The following is a 15,865-nucleotide window of genomic DNA, read 5'->3' as shown; positions in this document are numbered from 1 at the left end:
ATTTAGGCGCAACCAAAACTGAAAGCACCAGAAAGTGGTGCCCATGGCGGGAATCGGACCCGCGACCTCTCCCTTACCAAGGGAGTGCTCTACCACTGAGCCACATGGGCAGCTTGACGCCGCTTGCACAACATCAAAATCTCTAACTCACACAACCCAACCAACGAGTAACAGCAATGGAGCGGGAGACGGGAATCGAACCCGCGTCATTAGCTTGGAAGGCTAGGGTTCTACCATTGAACTACTCCCGCATCGGCAAACCGCCTTTGCAAGCCCATCTCTTCTTAGAAAAAGCCGGGCCACATCCATCACAACTCATTAACTGGTGGAGGGGACTGGATTCGAACCAGTGTAGGCGTAAGCCAACAGATTTACAGTCTGCCCCCTTTAGCCACTCGGGCACCCCTCCGGAGAATTTCGAATTATATCACTAAATTTTCAACGGCCGAAAAATTCATCCACTTTTGCGCGCCAAGCAAGACCTCTTTTCGGCGCAAACATCATGATTGGTGCGGCTGGCGGGGATCGAACCCACGACCCTTGGCTTCGGAGGCCAATACTCTATCCACTGAGCTACAGCCGCAGTTCTCAAAACTAATAGCCGACAATTATCGCACGTTGAGAGGCTGCAACGCAGCGCACCAAGCATCCACCCAACACACTCAGTCGGGCAGCCTCTCCTCTGGCAACGGCAACCCAAGCCCCACCAGGAAGGCGTCGGTACTCGCGCCCCCCACCCTCAGAAGGTCGAAGCCGCCCTCGCCAAGAATCCACCCACGGATCAATCCGTCAAACAGAGCGTGCAGGCCAATGGCCGCCTCCATCGGAGTCACCCGCAAAGGTACATCATGCAAATTCGCCGCCATTTCAAAATCGCGCGCCAACTGGCGTGTGAAAGTTTCGGCGGCAACCAGATGACGCTCCCGCAACCCCATCAAATCACTCACATACTCCACCTTATAGAGCGCTATCTCAAACACCCTTCGGGTCCGCTCATCCGACGCCACGCTGCGCAGCACCATTGCCATGACGGATCTCAGCCGCTGCACCGGGTCCGAACAAGCGCTCGACTCAAACCCACCAAAACCCTGCTCGAGCGGCAGCGTGACCCGATCCATCATTGCGCCAAACAGATCCACCTTGTCTTTGAAGTGCCAGTAAATGGCACCCCGGGTCGCGCCCGCTGCATGAGCAATGTCACTCAATGATGCGCGGGACACCCCCTTCTCACGGAAAACACGCTCGGCCGCGTCAATAAGGCCGTTCCGCGTAGCAATGGCATCCTCTTTCGTCCGACGGGCCATGGCGAAAAACCTCCCTTGGTTCGCAATAACAATCCGCCCAAAACATGAGCTTCCTGTAATTATACATTCATGATTGTATGTATAATTTTATGTCATCCCATTCAAAATCCAGCTAGAACGCCTCCCTGCGAAGCTTGCGCTGACTGAACCTCAATTTCTTGATGCATATCAAAAGGACTCCTATGCCCTCACTGCGTAACGCATCCGGCGACACACCCCGTCGCACACCCACCGCCTCTGGAACATTGGCATTGGTGACCTTTGGCTTGGCTACAGCCTTGTTGGTTTCCGCGTGCGGGAAGGGTGGCGAACCAGCCGCGCCAGCGGGCGGTCAGAAAATGCCCCCGGTAGAAGTCGGCGTTGTCACCGCGACCCCCGGAGACGTGGGGCTCATCACGGAGTTGCCGGGGCGCGTAGAGGCCTCGCGAGTCGCGCAAGTGCGCGCCCGTGCAGCAGGCATCCTCCAACAACGTGTTTTCAAGGAGGGCAGTGACGTCAAGGCGGGGCAAACACTCTTCCTCATTGATCCCGCGCCTTATGCCGCAGCCTCGGAAAGCGCGCGCGCCAGTCTCGCCAAAGCAAACGCCAATCTTGCACAAGCCAGCGCCCAGCTTGACCGCTATCGGCCGCTTGTCGCAGCCAATGCGATCAGCAAACAAGACTACGTCAATGCCGAAGCCGCCGAGAAACAGGCACAGGCAGACGTTGCCTCTGCCAAAGCACAGGTTCGCACTGCAGACATCAATCTAGGCTATGCCCGCGTGACATCTCCGATCTCCGGCCGCATCGGCCGTGCATTGGTCACCGAAGGCGCTTTGGTCGGTCAAGGTGAAGCCACCGCCCTGGCCGTGGTGCAGCAGATTAATCCTGTGTACGTGAACTTCACGCAATCCGCCAGCGACGTATTTCAGCTGCGCCGGGCCATGGAAAGCGGTCAACTCAAGCGTGCAGGCAACACCGAAGCGGCAAGCATCAAGCTCATGCTGGGCGATGGTTCCGAATATTCACAGCCCGGCAAATTGCTGTTCACCGATTTGTCGGTTGATGCGACTACGGGCCAAGTCACCTTGCGTGCCGAGGTTCCCAACCCCAAGGGCGAGTTGTTGCCCGGCTTGTATCTGCGTGTCTTGATCGAGCAGGCACAGGCCAGCAATGCCATCACACTGCCGCAACAGGCTGTGACACGCACCCAGCAAGGCGACACGGTCAGCGTAGTGGGCGAAGACGGCAAGGTATCGCAACGCACCATCAAAATCAGCGCCGCCCAAAACAATCGTTGGGTTGTACTGGACGGCCTCAAGGCTGGTGAGAAGGTCATGGTGGACGGATTTCAGAAGCTCCAGATGCTGCCTCCTGGCACGCCGGTAAAGCCTGTCCCGTGGCAGGCTCCGGGTACGTCAGCGGCCCCCGCTGCAGCTGCCGCTCCCGCCTCCGCTGCATCAAAGCCATAAGAGGCAATCCAGCATGGCCAAATTTTTTATCGACCGCCCCATCTTTGCATGGGTGATTGCACTGTTCATCATGGTGATGGGCGGCGTGGCAATTACGCAGCTGCCTATTGCCCAATACCCGCCGGTCGCGCCGCCGTCGATTGTCATCAACGCGTCGTACCCAGGGGCCTCAGCCCAAACACTGGAAGACAGCGTTCTGTCCGTCATTGAGCGCGAAATGAACGGTTCGCCCGGCCTGATCTACATGGAGTCCGTGGCGCAGGCAGACGGATCGGGCAGCATCACGCTGAGTTTCCAGACCGGAACGAACGCTGATCTGGCGCAGGTGGACGTACAGAACCGTTTGTCCCGTGCCACACCGAGGCTGCCGTCGGCGGTCACACAACAAGGTGTGCGAGTGGACAAATCGCGCTCCAACTTCTTGCTGTTCACGATGCTTTCTTCGACCAACCCGACCACTGATCCGGTCGCGCTGGGCGACTACGCATCCCGCAACGTTGTTCCAGAGCTGCAGCGCATCCCCGGCATCGGACAGGCGCAACTGTTCGGCACGGAGCGCGCCATGCGCATCTGGATCGACCCGGCAAAGATGGTGAGTTTCAACATCTCTGCAGCCGAAATCACGGCAGCTATCCGCGCGCAGAACGCGCAGGTTGCCAGCGGCACCATCGGTGACCTGCCAAACATCGCTGGCCAAGGGATTGCAGCCACGGTGGTCGTGAATGGGCAACTTTCCACGGTCGAGCAGTTTGGCAACGTCGTGCTACGCGCTAACAATGACGGCTCCACGGTGCGCATCAAAGACGTTGCGCGGGTAGAGCTGGGTGGCCAAGCCTATGCCACCCTGGCGCGTCTCAACGGAAAACCTGCTGTCGGTATCGGCGTGCAACTTTCGCCAAGTGGCAACGCCCTGGAGGCGGCCAAGGCTGTGCGGACACGGATGGATGAGCTCTCCCGCTACTTCCCTGAAGGCATGAGCTGGAGCATTCCCTACGACAGTTCCCGCTTCGTGAGCATCTCCATCCGGCAAGTGGCAGAGACGCTCCTGGAGGCCGTGGCCCTGGTATTTCTGGTGATGTTCCTGTTCTTGCAGAACTGGCGGTACACCATCATTCCGACCATTGTTGTCCCCATCGCCTTGCTGGGCACCTTCGCCACGCTGCTGGCACTCGGTTTGTCCATCAACGTGCTCACCATGTTCGGCATGGTTCTGGTGATCGGCATCGTGGTGGACGACGCCATTGTGGTGGTGGAAAACGTTGAGCGCATCATGAGCGAGGAAGGTCTCTCTCCGCTCGAAGCCACGCGCAAAGCCATGCGCCAGATCTCCGGCGCCATCATTGGTGTGACGGTGGTGCTGATCTCGGTGTTTGTACCGCTGGCATTTTTTGCGGGTTCGACCGGCAACATCTATCGCCAGTTCTCGGCCGTGATGGTTGCCTCCATCGGATTCTCCGCATTCATGGCGCTATCGCTGACCCCCGCGCTGTGCGCGACGCTTCTCAAACCCGTCGAAGCGGGCCATCACCACGAAAAAGGCGGCTTCTTCGGCTGGTTCAATCGCCGATTTGCACGCACCGCCAAGGGCTATGAAAGCATGGTGGCGCGCATGCTCAAGCGCGCAGCCCGCTACCTGATCATCTACGTTGCCATTGTCGGCGCCGTGGCCGTCGTCTACATGCGACTGCCCACATCGTTCCTTCCCGGCGAAGACCAGGGCAACATCATCGTCAATGTGCAATTGCCCCCAGGAGCTACACAGCAACGCACTCTGGCGGTCATGGAGCAGGTGGAAGACTTCATTCTCAAACAGCCCGAAGTCCAGAGCATGGTCGGCGTGGTGGGGTTCAGTTTCTCCGGCCAGGGGCAAAACGCCGCACTGGCATTCGTGACCTTAAAAGACTGGTCAGAACGCCACGGCAAAGGCCAGTCAGCACAAGACCTGGCGGGCCGCGCATTTGGCGCTTTGTCAGGCATTCGCGATGCGTTTATTTTCCCGTTGAGCCCTCCGCCTATTCCAGAACTGGGCAATGCCAGCGGCTTCACCTTCCGCCTGCAAGACCGGGGCGGCGCAGGCCACACAGCACTCGTGAATGCGCGCAACCAATTATTGGGAATGGCATCGCAAAGCAAGGTACTGACCCAGGTTCGTCCTGACGGACTGGAAGACGCTCCACAGCTGCAAATCGACATTGACCGCGACAAGGCCAATGCGCTGGGGGTGCCGTTTGACGCCATCAACGCCGCACTCTCAACGTCACTAGGCTCCAGCTACGTCAACGACTTCCCGAACCAAGGTCGTCTGCAACGCGTTGTGGTGCAAGCAGATGCGCCCGCCCGCATGCAGCCTGACGATCTGCTGAGCATTAATGCCACCAACAGTCTCGGCAAGCCGGTGCCGTTGTCGGCATTTGCCACCACACGGTGGGTGAAGGGGGCGCAACAGACGGCTCGCTACAACGGCTACCCCGCCATGCGCATCTCAGGGTCTCCCGCCGCTGGCTACAGCACAGGAGCAGCCATGGCTGAGATGGAAAAACTGGCAGCTCAGTTGCCCGCAGGCTTTGGCTTTGAGTGGACCGGTCAATCGCGCGAGGAAAAGCTTGCAGGCTCCCAATCGCTGATCCTTTACAGCTTCGCTATTTTGGCGGTGTTCCTGTGTCTGGCGGCTCTATACGAGAGCTGGTCGATTCCGCTTGCCGTCATTCTGGTGGTGCCGCTTGGTGTGCTGGGTGTCTTGCTTGCCACCTTGTTACGCGGCTACGCGAACGATGTGTACTTCCAGGTCGGACTGATCACCATCATCGGCCTGTCTGCGAAAAACGCCATTTTGATCATCGAGTTCGCCAAGGACCTGCAGGCCCAGGGCAAGGGCGTGGTCGAATCTGCACTGGCTGCGGCTCACCTGCGATTCCGCCCGATCGTCATGACGTCGATGGCCTTCGGCCTGGGCGTGCTCCCGCTGGCAATTGCCTCGGGTGCAGGCTCTGCCAGCCAGCGCGCCATCGGCACTGGCGTGTTGGGCGGCATGCTCACCGGCACGGCACTCGCCGTGTTTTTCGTCCCCGTGTTCTTCGTCGTGGTTCGTGGCCTGTTCAAAGGTAGCGCTCGGCAACAGGAAATGAACCGCCGCCATGCAGAAGAAGCAGGAGTAGGAAACCATGATTAAACGCAGCACCCCTATCGCTCTGGCAGCCGCCGCGCTGCTGGCTGGCTGCTCGCTCATTCCCACCTACGAACGCCCCGTGGCGCCCGTGCCTGCGAACTACGCGTTTCCGTCAGCAAGCTCCCCGCAAGCCGAACCAGGGGCGGCCAGCACCGCCCCCTGGCAGGACTATTTTGCGGATCCACGGTTGCGCCGGTTGATAGAGACGGCGCTCGAAAACAACCGCGACTTGCGTATTGCAGTGCTGAACATCGAACAGGCTCGCGCGACCTACCAGGTGCGGCGTGCAGATCTATACCCCGGTGTGGGCCTCGCCGCCAGCGCCAGCCGCGCACCCGCAACAGGAACGGGCACACAGACCAATTCGTTCGCCGTCGGGTTGGCCATTTCGGCCTGGGAAATTGATTTTTTTGGCCGGATCGCCAGCCTCAAGGAACAGGCACTGGCCCAATACCTTGCCACCGAAGAGGGCCGCAACGGTGCACAGGTCAGCCTCGTGGCGGCTGTAGCCAACGGCTGGCTGACATTGCTTGCCGACGAAGAACTGCTCGACCTTTCGCGCCAGACCCTTGCATCCCGCGACGAATCGGTGCGCCTGACCAAAATGCGCCTGGACGCTGGCGTGGCATCGGAGCTGGACTACCGCCAGGCGGAATCACTCACGCAGGCGGCCCGGGCCACACTTGCACAACAGCAACGCCAACGCGCCCTTGATGAAAACGCGCTGGTGCTGCTGCTGGGCCAGGCCTTGCCCGACGATGTACGCAGCAGCGTAACGGGCAGCAAGCTGGCCGATGCCCCAACCATGACACCGTTGCCCGCGGGTTTGCCGTCCGAACTGCTCACGCGGCGCCCCGACATTCGGCAGGCCGAGCAGCAACTGATCGCGGCCAACGCCAGCATCGGCGCGGCCAGGGCAGCGTTCTTCCCACGGATCTCCCTGACGACCCAGGCTGGCACCGCCAGCGGTGAATTGTCGGGGCTGTTCAAAAGCGGTTCATGGGGATTCACCGTGGCGCCATCCTTGTTGTTGCCGCTATTCGATGCGGGTCGCAACCAGGCCAACCTGGACATATCGAAAGCCGGGCGGGGCATTGCCGTTGCGCAGTACGAAAAGGCCATTCAAACGGCATTCCGGGAAGTGTCCGACGCCCTCACGGGCCAAGCCACCCTCGAAGCGCAGGCGCAAGCGCAGCAGCAGCAGGCGCAGTCCGAAGCAGCCCGGCTGAAGCTGGCCGACCTGCGTTATCGCAATGGCGTGGCGAGCTACCTGGATCTGCTGGACGCGCAGCGCTCACTGTTCACGACCCAACAGGCGGTGGTGCAGGTGCGACTGGCGCAACTGCAAAACCAGGTGTTGTTGTACAAGGCGCTGGGCGGAGGCGCCCCAGAAACGGACACCAGGCAGCCGTCCTGAGGAACGAGCCCGCAGGCCACGCGCTTCGCGCGCGGCTTCTGCGGCGCCTCGCCTTCTTGGGTGTGGCCTGCGCCGCTGATTCAGCGGGGCGGGCCAGCCCGGCAGATATACTTTAGGGTTGATTACATCAAAGCCCCCGATACACCAGAGGACGTCATGAGCGACAACCACCACGAAGAAGCCCATACCGGCCCGATCAAAAACCCAAAGCAGTTGCTGATCGCGGTAATTTTCTCGTTTGTGATCCCGATCTTTGCCATCATTGGCTTGGTCCTGTACGTCACTTCGGCCGACAAGCCTGCAGCGGGTGCTGCCAACCCCGAGAAAGCCATTGCAGAGCGCATTCAGAAGATTGGCATGGTCGAAGTCCGTGACGCCAATCGGCCTCTGCGCAGCGGCGAAGACGTGTTCAAGGGACAGTGTTCGGCGTGTCACGCCACCGGCGCTGCGGGTTCTCCCAAGTTTGGTGATGCGGCCGCCTGGTCTGCCCGTATCAAAACGGGCCTGGAAGCTCTGGTGCATTCGGCCCTGACCGGCAAGGGCGCCATGGCACCCCAAGGCGGCGGCGACTTCAACGACACCGAAATTGCCCGCGCGGTGGTCTACATGGCCAATGCAGCGGGTGCCAAGTTTGCGGAGCCCGCCGCAGGCGCTGCGCCTGCTGCCGACGGTTCCTCCGCGCCAGCATCTGCGGCCCCAGCCCCCGCTGCCGAACAGCCCGTAGCTGCAGCGGCTGCTGAAGCCGCACCAGCGGTTGCCGCCGCTCCGGCAGCGGGTGGAGCGGGTGCAGGCGAGGCACTGTACAAACAGACGTGCCAGGTGTGCCACGCAGCAGGTGTTGCTGGCGCTCCCAAGCTGGGTGACAAGGCAGCGTGGGCGCCTCGGTTGGCCGCAGGGCTGGAGGCTCTGTACAGCAACGCCGCCAAGGGCAAGGGTGCCATGCCACCACGTGGTGGCTCACAGGCATCGGATGCTGACCTGCGGGCAGCAGTCGAATTCATGGCGGCAGCCGCGAAATAACCGCCCCGCCCTCGCGCAGGCCTGGGCGCAATGCCCGGGGTGCCCCCCAAAAAACCGGCCTCGAAGGCCGGTTTTTTTATGGGTGCAAACCACACACTCCGCCGGCAGGATGATCCTGCTTATGCGGCCGCCGAGCCCAGGCTATCTGGTGGTCCATCGCTAACCGCTGCAGATGCCGCCTGGGGGCGCAAGACATAGCCATAGGTCGCCGGGAGGCTTGCTGCCGTCACGTCCCGCGCGATCCACTGGCCCGCCTCCAACGCCTGCGCGACGAGCCCCACGTCTTGGGTATGCACCAGGCCGAGTCCAATGTCAGTGCCCAGATAGACTAGGCCCTGCGCGTCCACCAGGCACTCATGCACCACGGCTTTGCGTCCCGTATGGCTTGTCACTGCAAAATCCGTGGCCTGCACGCGCCATATCCAGGGCGTGATCTCCAGCTCCACGTACACCCGTTGGGGGCCGTTTTGAAAAAACCACTGCCCCCGCGCGTCGGCCTCGTAATTGCGTTCGATGAACGCAATGAGCTTGTCGTGCTGTAGCAATGCCCCCCGGCTGTGCGCGAACCCGCCCACGGCCTGGGTCGCGTCATCGCGCAGGTACCAACGCCCCCGGGCGTCCAGGCCCAACCAGCCATAACAATCGGGCACATTGGGCCACTTGGCCAGCGCCTGTTTGACGATGTCATCCATGCGCAGATTGTGCCTTCTCGCGCCGTGGCATCGCCCCGTGTGCGGCCAGCCACTCCGTCACAGCGGCGGGCATGGCCCGTACATCTCCCGGAGGTCTACTCCCTTGGGGAAATCCCACATGCCCGCCCTGCGGTGGCTGCCAGAGCGTGACAAACGGGCCGACTTCGCCTGCACGGGGCAAGCTCGCGGCCGGCACAAATGGGTCGTTGCCTGCGTTGAGCACCAGCGCGGGAATGCGGATGTGAGCGAGCAGAGGTTTGGCCGACGCACGTTGCCAGTAATCCTCGGTGTTCTTGAAGCCATGCAATGGGGCCGTGAACACATTGTCGAAGTCATACAGGTCACGCGCCCGCAGCAATGCCTGGCGATCAAACAGCCCTGGGTACTGGGCCAGCTTGTCCAGGGCTTTGGGCACCAGCGTCTTCATGAACATGCGCGTATAGAGGTGCCGGTTGAAGCCGCGCCCGATCGCGCGCGCCCCTGCAGCCAGATCCGTGGGTGCGCAGACCGCAGCAACGGCATCGACGCTGATTGCTGCGTCAGTGCCCACTTCCGCAGCCCAGCGCAGCAGCACGTTGCCCCCCAGCGATACACCGACCGCGAACAGCGGGCCCCGGTGGGCGGCGCGCAGACGCTGCAATACCCATCCGATTTCGGCGTGGTCGCCTGAGTGATAGGCACGTGGCGCGCGGTTGATCTCACCACTGCAACCCCGAAAGTGCGGCAACACACACGCCCAGCCGCGTTCGCGCGCCAGCCCCGCGAAGGCTTGCCCGTAGTGGCTGCGCGACGAGCCCTCCAGGCCATGGAAGACCACCAGCAAAGGGGGCGGTGCACTGCGGGCGGCCGTTGCCACGGCGGTGTCGTGTTCGCTCCTCAAAAAATCCACATCGACAAAATCGCCGTCGGGCGTTTCCCAGCGCTCGCGCCGGTAAAGGGGCTGCGGGCCCACAACGCGACGCGAATACAGCGCGGGCCAGATAGTTTGAAGCTGTCCCCCAGGCAGCCAGAACGGCGCTACATATTTCATAGCTACTAGCGATTGCCTTGATTAGGCGCAGTTGCAAAAACGCTTGAACATCGTTGCTCCACAGCTCAATGGAGCACCGGCCGCTGCCCGGGCTCGCATGGTGCGCCACCATACGCCATCCCTCGGGGGTCTTGTGATAGACGTTGGTGGTCAGCACCACGGCTTGGTGCAAGCCATCGGGCAGCATCACCTCCACCTGCTCCACCACGCTGTGCACGGCGCTTGCCAAAGCCACCACACGGCGCACCTGCACGGGCCGCGCGCGCACGGTTCCCTGTGAGAACATGGCCTCAAACGCCGAGCGGATGGCCTGAGCCCCCATCAGACGGGGCCCTCCGGGATGAACACAAACGATGTCGTCCTCGTGCGCCCAGCACGACATCAACTGCTCGATATCTCCGCGCTGCAGCGCTTCGTAAAAAGCCGCTTCGATGTCGTCGGATGTACCATCGTGGGCGGCTGCGCTGGATCGGGCTCGGGGCATGGTGGTGTGCAAATAGAGGCGTAATGGAAATTGCGGAAGTTGCCTGCAATGGGCCGCCTTGCGCCCGCTGCAGCCCTATTGTGCGTGCAGTGCCCAAGCACCACTCGCGGTGTGGTGGGCGCCAATGCCCTGCGCTTTAGCGCCACCAGTTTCCCGCACGCCCTGGTTTCTGGCACATTCAGCCTATTCCTACTTTCGTCGGACAAGCCATGACCCACCGTTTTCTCGCATACCTGACCTTGTTAATCGCCGCGCTCACGCTGACTGGGTGTGGATACAACGACTTTCAGCGCTTGGACGAGCAATCCAAGGCCGCCTGGAGCGAAGTGCTCAACCAGTACCAACGGCGCGCCGACCTGGTGCCCAATATCGTGGCCACGGTCAAAGGTGAAGCGAGTTTTGAGCAAGACACACTGACCCGAGTGATCGAGGCACGGGCCAAAGCCACCTCTATCCAGGTCACGCCCGAGACACTGAACAACCCCGAGGCGTTCAGCAAGTTCCAGGCCGCGCAGGGCGAATTGTCGGGCGCACTGTCGCGCCTCATGGTGGTGTCCGAGCGCTACCCCACGCTGCAGGCCAACCAAGGGTTTCGTGACCTGCGCGTCACGCTGGAAGGCACCGAAAACCGCATCACCGTGGCCCGCAATCGGTACATCGAGACGGTGCAGGCGTACAACGTGCTCGCGCGCAGCTTCCCCACCAACCTGACCGCCAAGGTGTTCAGCTATGCGCCCAAGCCCAGCCTTGCGGTCGCCAACGAAGCCCAGATATCCACCCCGCCCACCGTGGATTTCTCCGCACCGAAGACCAAGCCTTGATGCACGCCACGGCTTGGCTGAACGCTCAAGGTGAAATATGCCTCTAGTGCTTATTCGGCATGCGCTAACAGCTATTTTATTTATAGCAATGGCGCTGCCGTGGACCGTGGCTCGGGGTGCGGTGCAGGCCGTGCCCACACTCACGGCCCACGTCATGGACCAGACGGGCACGCTCAACGCGCCGGACACACAAGCACTGGAGTCCCAGTTACGCACGCTGGAGCAGACACACGGTTCTCAGGTGGTGGTGCTGATGGTGCAGACCACCGCCCCCGAGGACATTGCCGCCTATGCCAACCGCGTCGCCAACCAATGGAAGATTGGCCGGGCTGACGTAGGCGACGGCGTGCTGGTGGTGGTGGCCAAGGCAGATCGCAAGATGCGCATCGAAGTGGCCAAGTCGCTGGAGGGCGCCATCCCCGATATTGCGGCGGCCCAGATCATCGACACCGCAATGAAGCCCCGCTTCCAGCAAAACGATTATGCCGGCGGGCTCAGCGCTGCAGCCACACAACTGAGCGCCCGCATTGCGGGGGAAGCACTCCCCCCGCCCACCCCCACCTCGTCGGAGCGAGGCAGGGACCGTAGCCACGGCAACGGTTTCGACTGGACCGACCTTGCCATCTTCCTTTTCTTCGGCGTGATGGTGGCCGGGCCGCTGGTACGCCGCCTGTTTGGCGCAGGGCTGGGCGGGCTGCTGATGGGCGGCGGCGTGGGCGTGCTGGCTTTTCTTCTGACGTCCAGTCTGCTGTTGTCCGGCGGCGCTGGCGTGCTGGCATTGCTGTACACCTGGTTTTTTGGGGGGCGCATGGGGCCTGTGCTGCATGGTGGCGGAGACCTTGGCGGCGGATGGGGTGGTGGCGGCGGAAGCAGTGGCGGCGGATTCAGCTCGGGCGGTGGTGGCAATTTTGGCGGCGGCGGCGCGTCGGGAGACTGGTAATGAAAACACCGACCCAACCGCACCAACCGGTGATCAACCCCATCGGCCCCGTGATCAACCCTTTTTGGCGCCTGCTGCGCCATCGCTGGAGCGACATTCATCCACACAACGCACTGACTCAAGAAGCCATACAGCGCCTGGGTGAGCGGGTCACTGCGAGTGAACACTTGCATACGGGTCAGATCCGCATCGTGACCGAAGGGGGTCTACCCTGGAGCTATCTGTGGCGCAATGCCAGCGCCCGTGAGCGCGCCATCATGCTTTTCAGTAAATACCGCGTGTGGGACACCGCGCACAACAACGGCGTGCTCATCTATCTCTTGATGCCCGAGCATGCGATCGAAATCGTTGCAGATCGAGGCCTCGCGCAGCACGTATCCCCTGACGAGTGGCGCGCGGTGGTCGCGCAAATGTCCGGCCACTTTCAAAAGCGCAACTATGAAGCGGGTTTGGCGCTGGCGCTGGACGCAGTGACCGCCTGTCTGGCCGAACACTTCCCGCGCAGGGCCGATTCACCCACGGGCAATGAACTGCCCGATGCGCCGGTCATCATCGCGTAGACCGATTAAACGCCCGCCGCACAGGCATAAAAAAACCCGGCAGCGCCGGGTTTTTTCTGAGTGAGCCCTCAACCGGCTCAGCCGGCGCAACCGTTCAAACGACTGAGCGAGGCATGGGGCGAATCACTTCGCCTTATTTTTTCTGGCGAAACTTGCGCAGCGCGGCGATCTGAGCTGCCATCACGGTCAACTCGGATTGGGCCTTGGCCAGATCGAGTTCGCTCTTAGCGTTCTTCAACGCGTCTTCGGCGGCTGCCTTGGCCTTGTTGGCCTTTTCGTCGTCCAGATCCTTGCCCCGGATGGCCGTGTCGGACAGCACAGTGACGCAGTCAGGTTGCACTTCCAGAATGCCACCGGCCACGAAAACGAACTCTTCGCCACCGTCTGCCATCTCGATGCGCACCGAGCCCGGTTTGATGCGGGTGATCAGCGGGGTGTGGCGGGGATAGATACCGAGTTCACCGGATTCGCCGGGCAGCGAGACAAAACGCGCTTCACCGGAAAAAATGGACTCTTCGGCACTGACCACATCAACGTGGATGGTGTTCATCATTGCTCCTAGAAAAAGGTGGGGTGCGTGATCGCTGAGGACTGGGCAGCCATGCGCCTGTGGCATGGCGGCTCAGCCGTCGGGCTATCAGGCCACCTTTTTCGCCTTTTCAAAGGCTTCGTCGATGGTTCCCACCATGTAGAACGCCTGTTCTGGCAGGTGATCGCACTCACCGGCAACGATCATCTTGAAACCACGGATGGTTTCAGACAGAGGAACGTACTTGCCTGGAGAACCTGTGAACACTTCAGCCACGTGGAAAGGCTGCGACAGGAAACGCTGGATCTTGCGAGCGCGGGCCACGGCCAGCTTGTCTTCAGGCGCCAGTTCGTCCATACCCAGAATGGCGATGATGTCGCGCAGTTCCTTGTAGCGCTGCAGCGTGCCTTGCACCGCACGGGCCGTAGCGTAGTGGTCTTCGCCCACCACGTTGGGGTCCAACTGGCGGCTGGTGGAGTCCAGCGGGTCCACGGCGGGGTAAATCCCCAGCGAAGCGATGTCACGCGACAGCACCACGGTGGAATCCAAGTGGGCGAAGGTCGTGGCAGGCGATGGGTCGGTCAAGTCATCAGCGGGCACGTACACGGCCTGGATGGAAGTGATCGAACCGACCTTGGTGGACGTAATACGCTCTTGCAGGCGGCCCATTTCTTCGGCCAGCGTAGGCTGGTAACCCACGGCGGAAGGCATACGGCCCAGCAGAGCGGATACTTCGGTACCGGCCAGCGTATAGCGGTAGATGTTGTCCACGAAGAACAGCACGTCACGGCCTTCATCACGGAACGACTCGGCGATGGTCAGGCCGGTCAGCGCCACGCGCAGACGGTTGCCTGGAGGTTCGTTCATCTGACCGTACACCATGGCAACCTTCGAGTCTTCGAGCTTCTCGAGGTTCACCACGCCGGAGTCGGCCATTTCATGATAGAAGTCGTTCCCTTCGCGGGTACGCTCGCCCACACCAGCGAACACCGACAGACCGCTGTGGGCCTTGGCGATGTTGTTGATGAGTTCCATCATGTTCACGGTCTTGCCCACACCGGCGCCGCCGAACAGACCCACCTTGCCGCCCTTGGCGAACGGGCAAACCAAGTCGATCACCTTGATGCCGGTTTCGAGCAATTCTTGCGAAGGCGACAGTTCGTCGTACGCAGGGGCCTTGCGGTGGATGGATGCGGTCAGTTCCTGGCTCACGGGGCCACGTTCGTCGATGGGCGCGCCCAGCACGTCCATGATGCGACCCAGCGTCGCCTTGCCCACAGGCACGGTGATGGGGTTGCCGGTGTTGGTCACCATGATGCCGCGGCGCAGACCATCCGACGAACCCAGCGCAATGGTACGCACCACGCCGTCGCCCAGCTGCTGCTGGACTTCCAGCGTCAGTGCAGAGCCATCGAGCTTCAGCGCGTCATAGATCTTCGGCATCTGGTCACGCGGAAATTCCACGTCCACCACGGCGCCGATACATTGAACAATTTTTCCTTGGGCTTGAGCCATTTTTTGCTCCAATTAGTTTGATTCTTGCAGAGGCGACCGGTGATCAGCCGCTGATGGCCGCAGCCCCAGATACGATCTCCGACAATTCCTTGGTGATCGCTGCCTGGCGGGTCTTGTTATAGACCAGCTTCAGTTCACCAATCACATTGCCGGCGTTGTCGGTAGCAGCCTTCATGGCCACCATGCGCGCGGAATGCTCAGACGCCATGTTCTCGGCCAAGGCCTGGTAGATCAGCGACTCGACGTAACGCACCAGCAGCTCATCGATCACACTTTGTGCATCGGGCTCATAGATGTAATCCCAGCTGTGCTGGCCGGCGTCGGACTTGATGGCCTCTGCCCTGAGGGGCAGCAGCTGTTCGACCACAGGCTCTTGCTTTACCGTGTTGATGAACTTGGTGTACGACAGGTACACCGCGTTGATCCGGCCTTCGGCGTAAGCGTCCAGCAGCACCTTGACTGGCCCGATGAGCTTGTCGAGATGAGGACGGTCGCCCAGCTGCGTCACGTGCGACACCACCTTGGCGCCGACGCGGTTGAGAAAACCCAGGCCCTTGTTGCCAATGGCCACGGCTTCCACAGAAACGCCCTGCCCCTGCAGTTCGCGCAGCTTCATGGTCACACTGCGCAGTACGTTGGTGTTCAAGCCACCGCACAACCCTTTGTCGGTGGTGACCACAATGAGTCCGGCCGTCTTGGAGTCGTTCAACTTCATGAACGGATGCACGTACTCTGGGTTGGCCTGTCCGAGATGGGCTGCAATATTGCGGATCTTGTCGCTATAAGGGCGGGCCGCGCGCATGCGCTCCTGCGCCTTGCGCATCTTGGACACGGAAACCATTTCCATGGCCTTCGTGATCTTCTTCGTATTTTCGAAGCTCTTGATCTGGCCGCGTATTTCCTTGCCTGTTGCCATAGTTGATTCCTTGTGTCGTC

General features: G+C 61.2%; 13 protein-coding genes, 4 tRNA genes and 1 pseudogene. 7 read left to right on the top strand and 11 right to left on the bottom strand.

Annotated elements, in window-relative coordinates; translation table 11 throughout:
- Positions 1-35 precede the first annotated feature (35 nt).
- The 5 genes from KI609_RS02000 to KI609_RS01980 all read right to left on the bottom strand — a co-directional run bounded on the left by KI609_RS02000 (position 36) and on the right by KI609_RS01980 (position 1,304).
- Positions 36-110: transfer RNA gene (locus tag KI609_RS02000), tRNA-Thr, on the bottom strand.
- 67 nt (positions 111-177) lie between these two features.
- Positions 178-251 (bottom strand) — tRNA-Gly (locus KI609_RS01995).
- A gap of 72 nt (positions 252-323) precedes the next feature.
- Positions 324-409, bottom strand: a tRNA-Tyr gene (locus tag KI609_RS01990).
- A gap of 98 nt (positions 410-507) precedes the next feature.
- Positions 508-583: transfer RNA gene (locus KI609_RS01985), tRNA-Arg, on the bottom strand.
- A gap of 79 nt (positions 584-662) precedes the next feature.
- Positions 663-1,304 (bottom strand): TetR family transcriptional regulator, encoded by a 642-nt coding sequence (locus KI609_RS01980; protein WP_226446574.1) that lies wholly within the window; start codon positions 1,302-1,304, stop codon positions 663-665.
- Between the two features lie 182 nt (positions 1,305-1,486).
- Here KI609_RS01980 and KI609_RS01975 point away from each other — a divergent pair, with 182 nt between their 5' ends.
- The 4 genes from KI609_RS01975 (at position 1,487) to KI609_RS01960 (ending at position 8,358) form a co-directional block, all read left to right on the top strand.
- The gene (locus tag KI609_RS01975; protein ID WP_413463364.1) at positions 1,487-2,755 is read left to right on the top strand and encodes an efflux RND transporter periplasmic adaptor subunit; all 1,269 of its coding nucleotides are present in this window, start codon (positions 1,487-1,489) and stop codon (positions 2,753-2,755) included.
- 13 nt (positions 2,756-2,768) lie between these two features.
- Positions 2,769-5,924, top strand: coding sequence for an efflux RND transporter permease subunit (locus KI609_RS01970; RefSeq protein WP_226446572.1), 3,156 nt, complete (start codon positions 2,769-2,771; stop codon positions 5,922-5,924).
- A complete protein-coding gene (locus tag KI609_RS01965) occupies positions 5,917-7,338 on the top strand; it encodes an efflux transporter outer membrane subunit (RefSeq protein ID WP_226446570.1) in 1,422 nt (473 codons plus the stop codon). The genes KI609_RS01970 and KI609_RS01965 overlap by 8 nt, the downstream gene beginning before the upstream one ends.
- Positions 7,339-7,494: 156 nt before the next feature.
- Positions 7,495-8,358, top strand: a complete 864-nt coding sequence (locus KI609_RS01960; RefSeq protein WP_226446568.1) for a c-type cytochrome — start codon at positions 7,495-7,497, stop codon at positions 8,356-8,358.
- 119 nt (positions 8,359-8,477) lie between these two features.
- Here the strand turns inward: KI609_RS01960 and KI609_RS01955 are convergent, their stop codons facing one another.
- The 3 genes and pseudogenes from KI609_RS01955 to KI609_RS01945 all read right to left on the bottom strand — a co-directional run.
- Positions 8,478-9,050: a DUF2946 family protein gene (locus KI609_RS01955; protein WP_226446566.1), complete on the bottom strand. Its 573-nt coding sequence runs from the start codon at positions 9,048-9,050 to the stop codon at positions 8,478-8,480.
- On the bottom strand, positions 9,043-10,080 hold the full coding sequence (locus tag KI609_RS01950; protein ID WP_226446564.1) for a YheT family hydrolase: 1,038 nt from the start codon (positions 10,078-10,080) through the stop codon (positions 9,043-9,045). The genes KI609_RS01955 and KI609_RS01950 overlap by 8 nt, the downstream gene beginning before the upstream one ends.
- An 82-nt stretch (positions 10,081-10,162) precedes the next feature.
- Positions 10,163-10,564, bottom strand: a pseudogene (locus KI609_RS01945) (YybH family protein); the annotation flags it as partial.
- 209 nt (positions 10,565-10,773) lie between these two features.
- Here KI609_RS01945 and KI609_RS01940 point away from each other — a divergent pair.
- Genes KI609_RS01940 through KI609_RS01930 form a run of 3 tightly spaced genes read left to right on the top strand, consistent with a single transcriptional unit; the run spans position 10,774 to position 12,885 of the window.
- Positions 10,774-11,385 carry a LemA family protein gene (locus KI609_RS01940; protein ID WP_226446561.1) on the top strand — a complete coding sequence of 204 codons (612 nt, stop codon included), beginning with the start codon at positions 10,774-10,776 and terminating at the stop codon, positions 11,383-11,385.
- Positions 11,386-11,422: 37 nt separating this feature from the next.
- Positions 11,423-12,325: a TPM domain-containing protein gene (locus KI609_RS01935; protein ID WP_226446559.1), complete on the top strand. Its 903-nt coding sequence runs from the start codon at positions 11,423-11,425 to the stop codon at positions 12,323-12,325.
- On the top strand, positions 12,325-12,885 hold the full coding sequence (locus tag KI609_RS01930) for a TPM domain-containing protein (RefSeq protein WP_226446557.1): 561 nt from the start codon (positions 12,325-12,327) through the stop codon (positions 12,883-12,885). The genes KI609_RS01935 and KI609_RS01930 overlap by 1 nt, the downstream gene beginning before the upstream one ends.
- A 133-nt stretch (positions 12,886-13,018) precedes the next feature.
- On the opposite strand, the gene KI609_RS01925 is transcribed toward KI609_RS01930, so the two are convergent.
- The 3 genes from KI609_RS01925 to atpG form a co-directional block, all read right to left on the bottom strand.
- A complete protein-coding gene (locus KI609_RS01925) occupies positions 13,019-13,435 on the bottom strand; it encodes a F0F1 ATP synthase subunit epsilon (protein ID WP_226446555.1) in 417 nt (138 codons plus the stop codon).
- 87 nt (positions 13,436-13,522) lie between these two features.
- Complete coding sequence (gene atpD, locus KI609_RS01920) at positions 13,523-14,929, bottom strand: F0F1 ATP synthase subunit beta (RefSeq protein ID WP_226446553.1); 1,407 nt, start codon at positions 14,927-14,929, stop codon at positions 13,523-13,525.
- 43 nt (positions 14,930-14,972) lie between these two features.
- On the bottom strand, positions 14,973-15,845 hold the full coding sequence (gene atpG, locus KI609_RS01915; protein WP_226446551.1) for a F0F1 ATP synthase subunit gamma: 873 nt from the start codon (positions 15,843-15,845) through the stop codon (positions 14,973-14,975).
- Positions 15,846-15,865 lie beyond the last annotated feature (20 nt).

Origin of the sequence: Acidovorax radicis, from assembly GCF_020510705.1 — a bacterium.
In the GTDB taxonomy this organism is placed as follows: domain Bacteria; phylum Pseudomonadota; class Gammaproteobacteria; order Burkholderiales; family Burkholderiaceae_C; genus Acidovorax; species Acidovorax radicis_A.
Note: the sequence above shows the minus strand (reverse complement) of the source record. Positions and strands in the feature narration are given on the sequence as shown.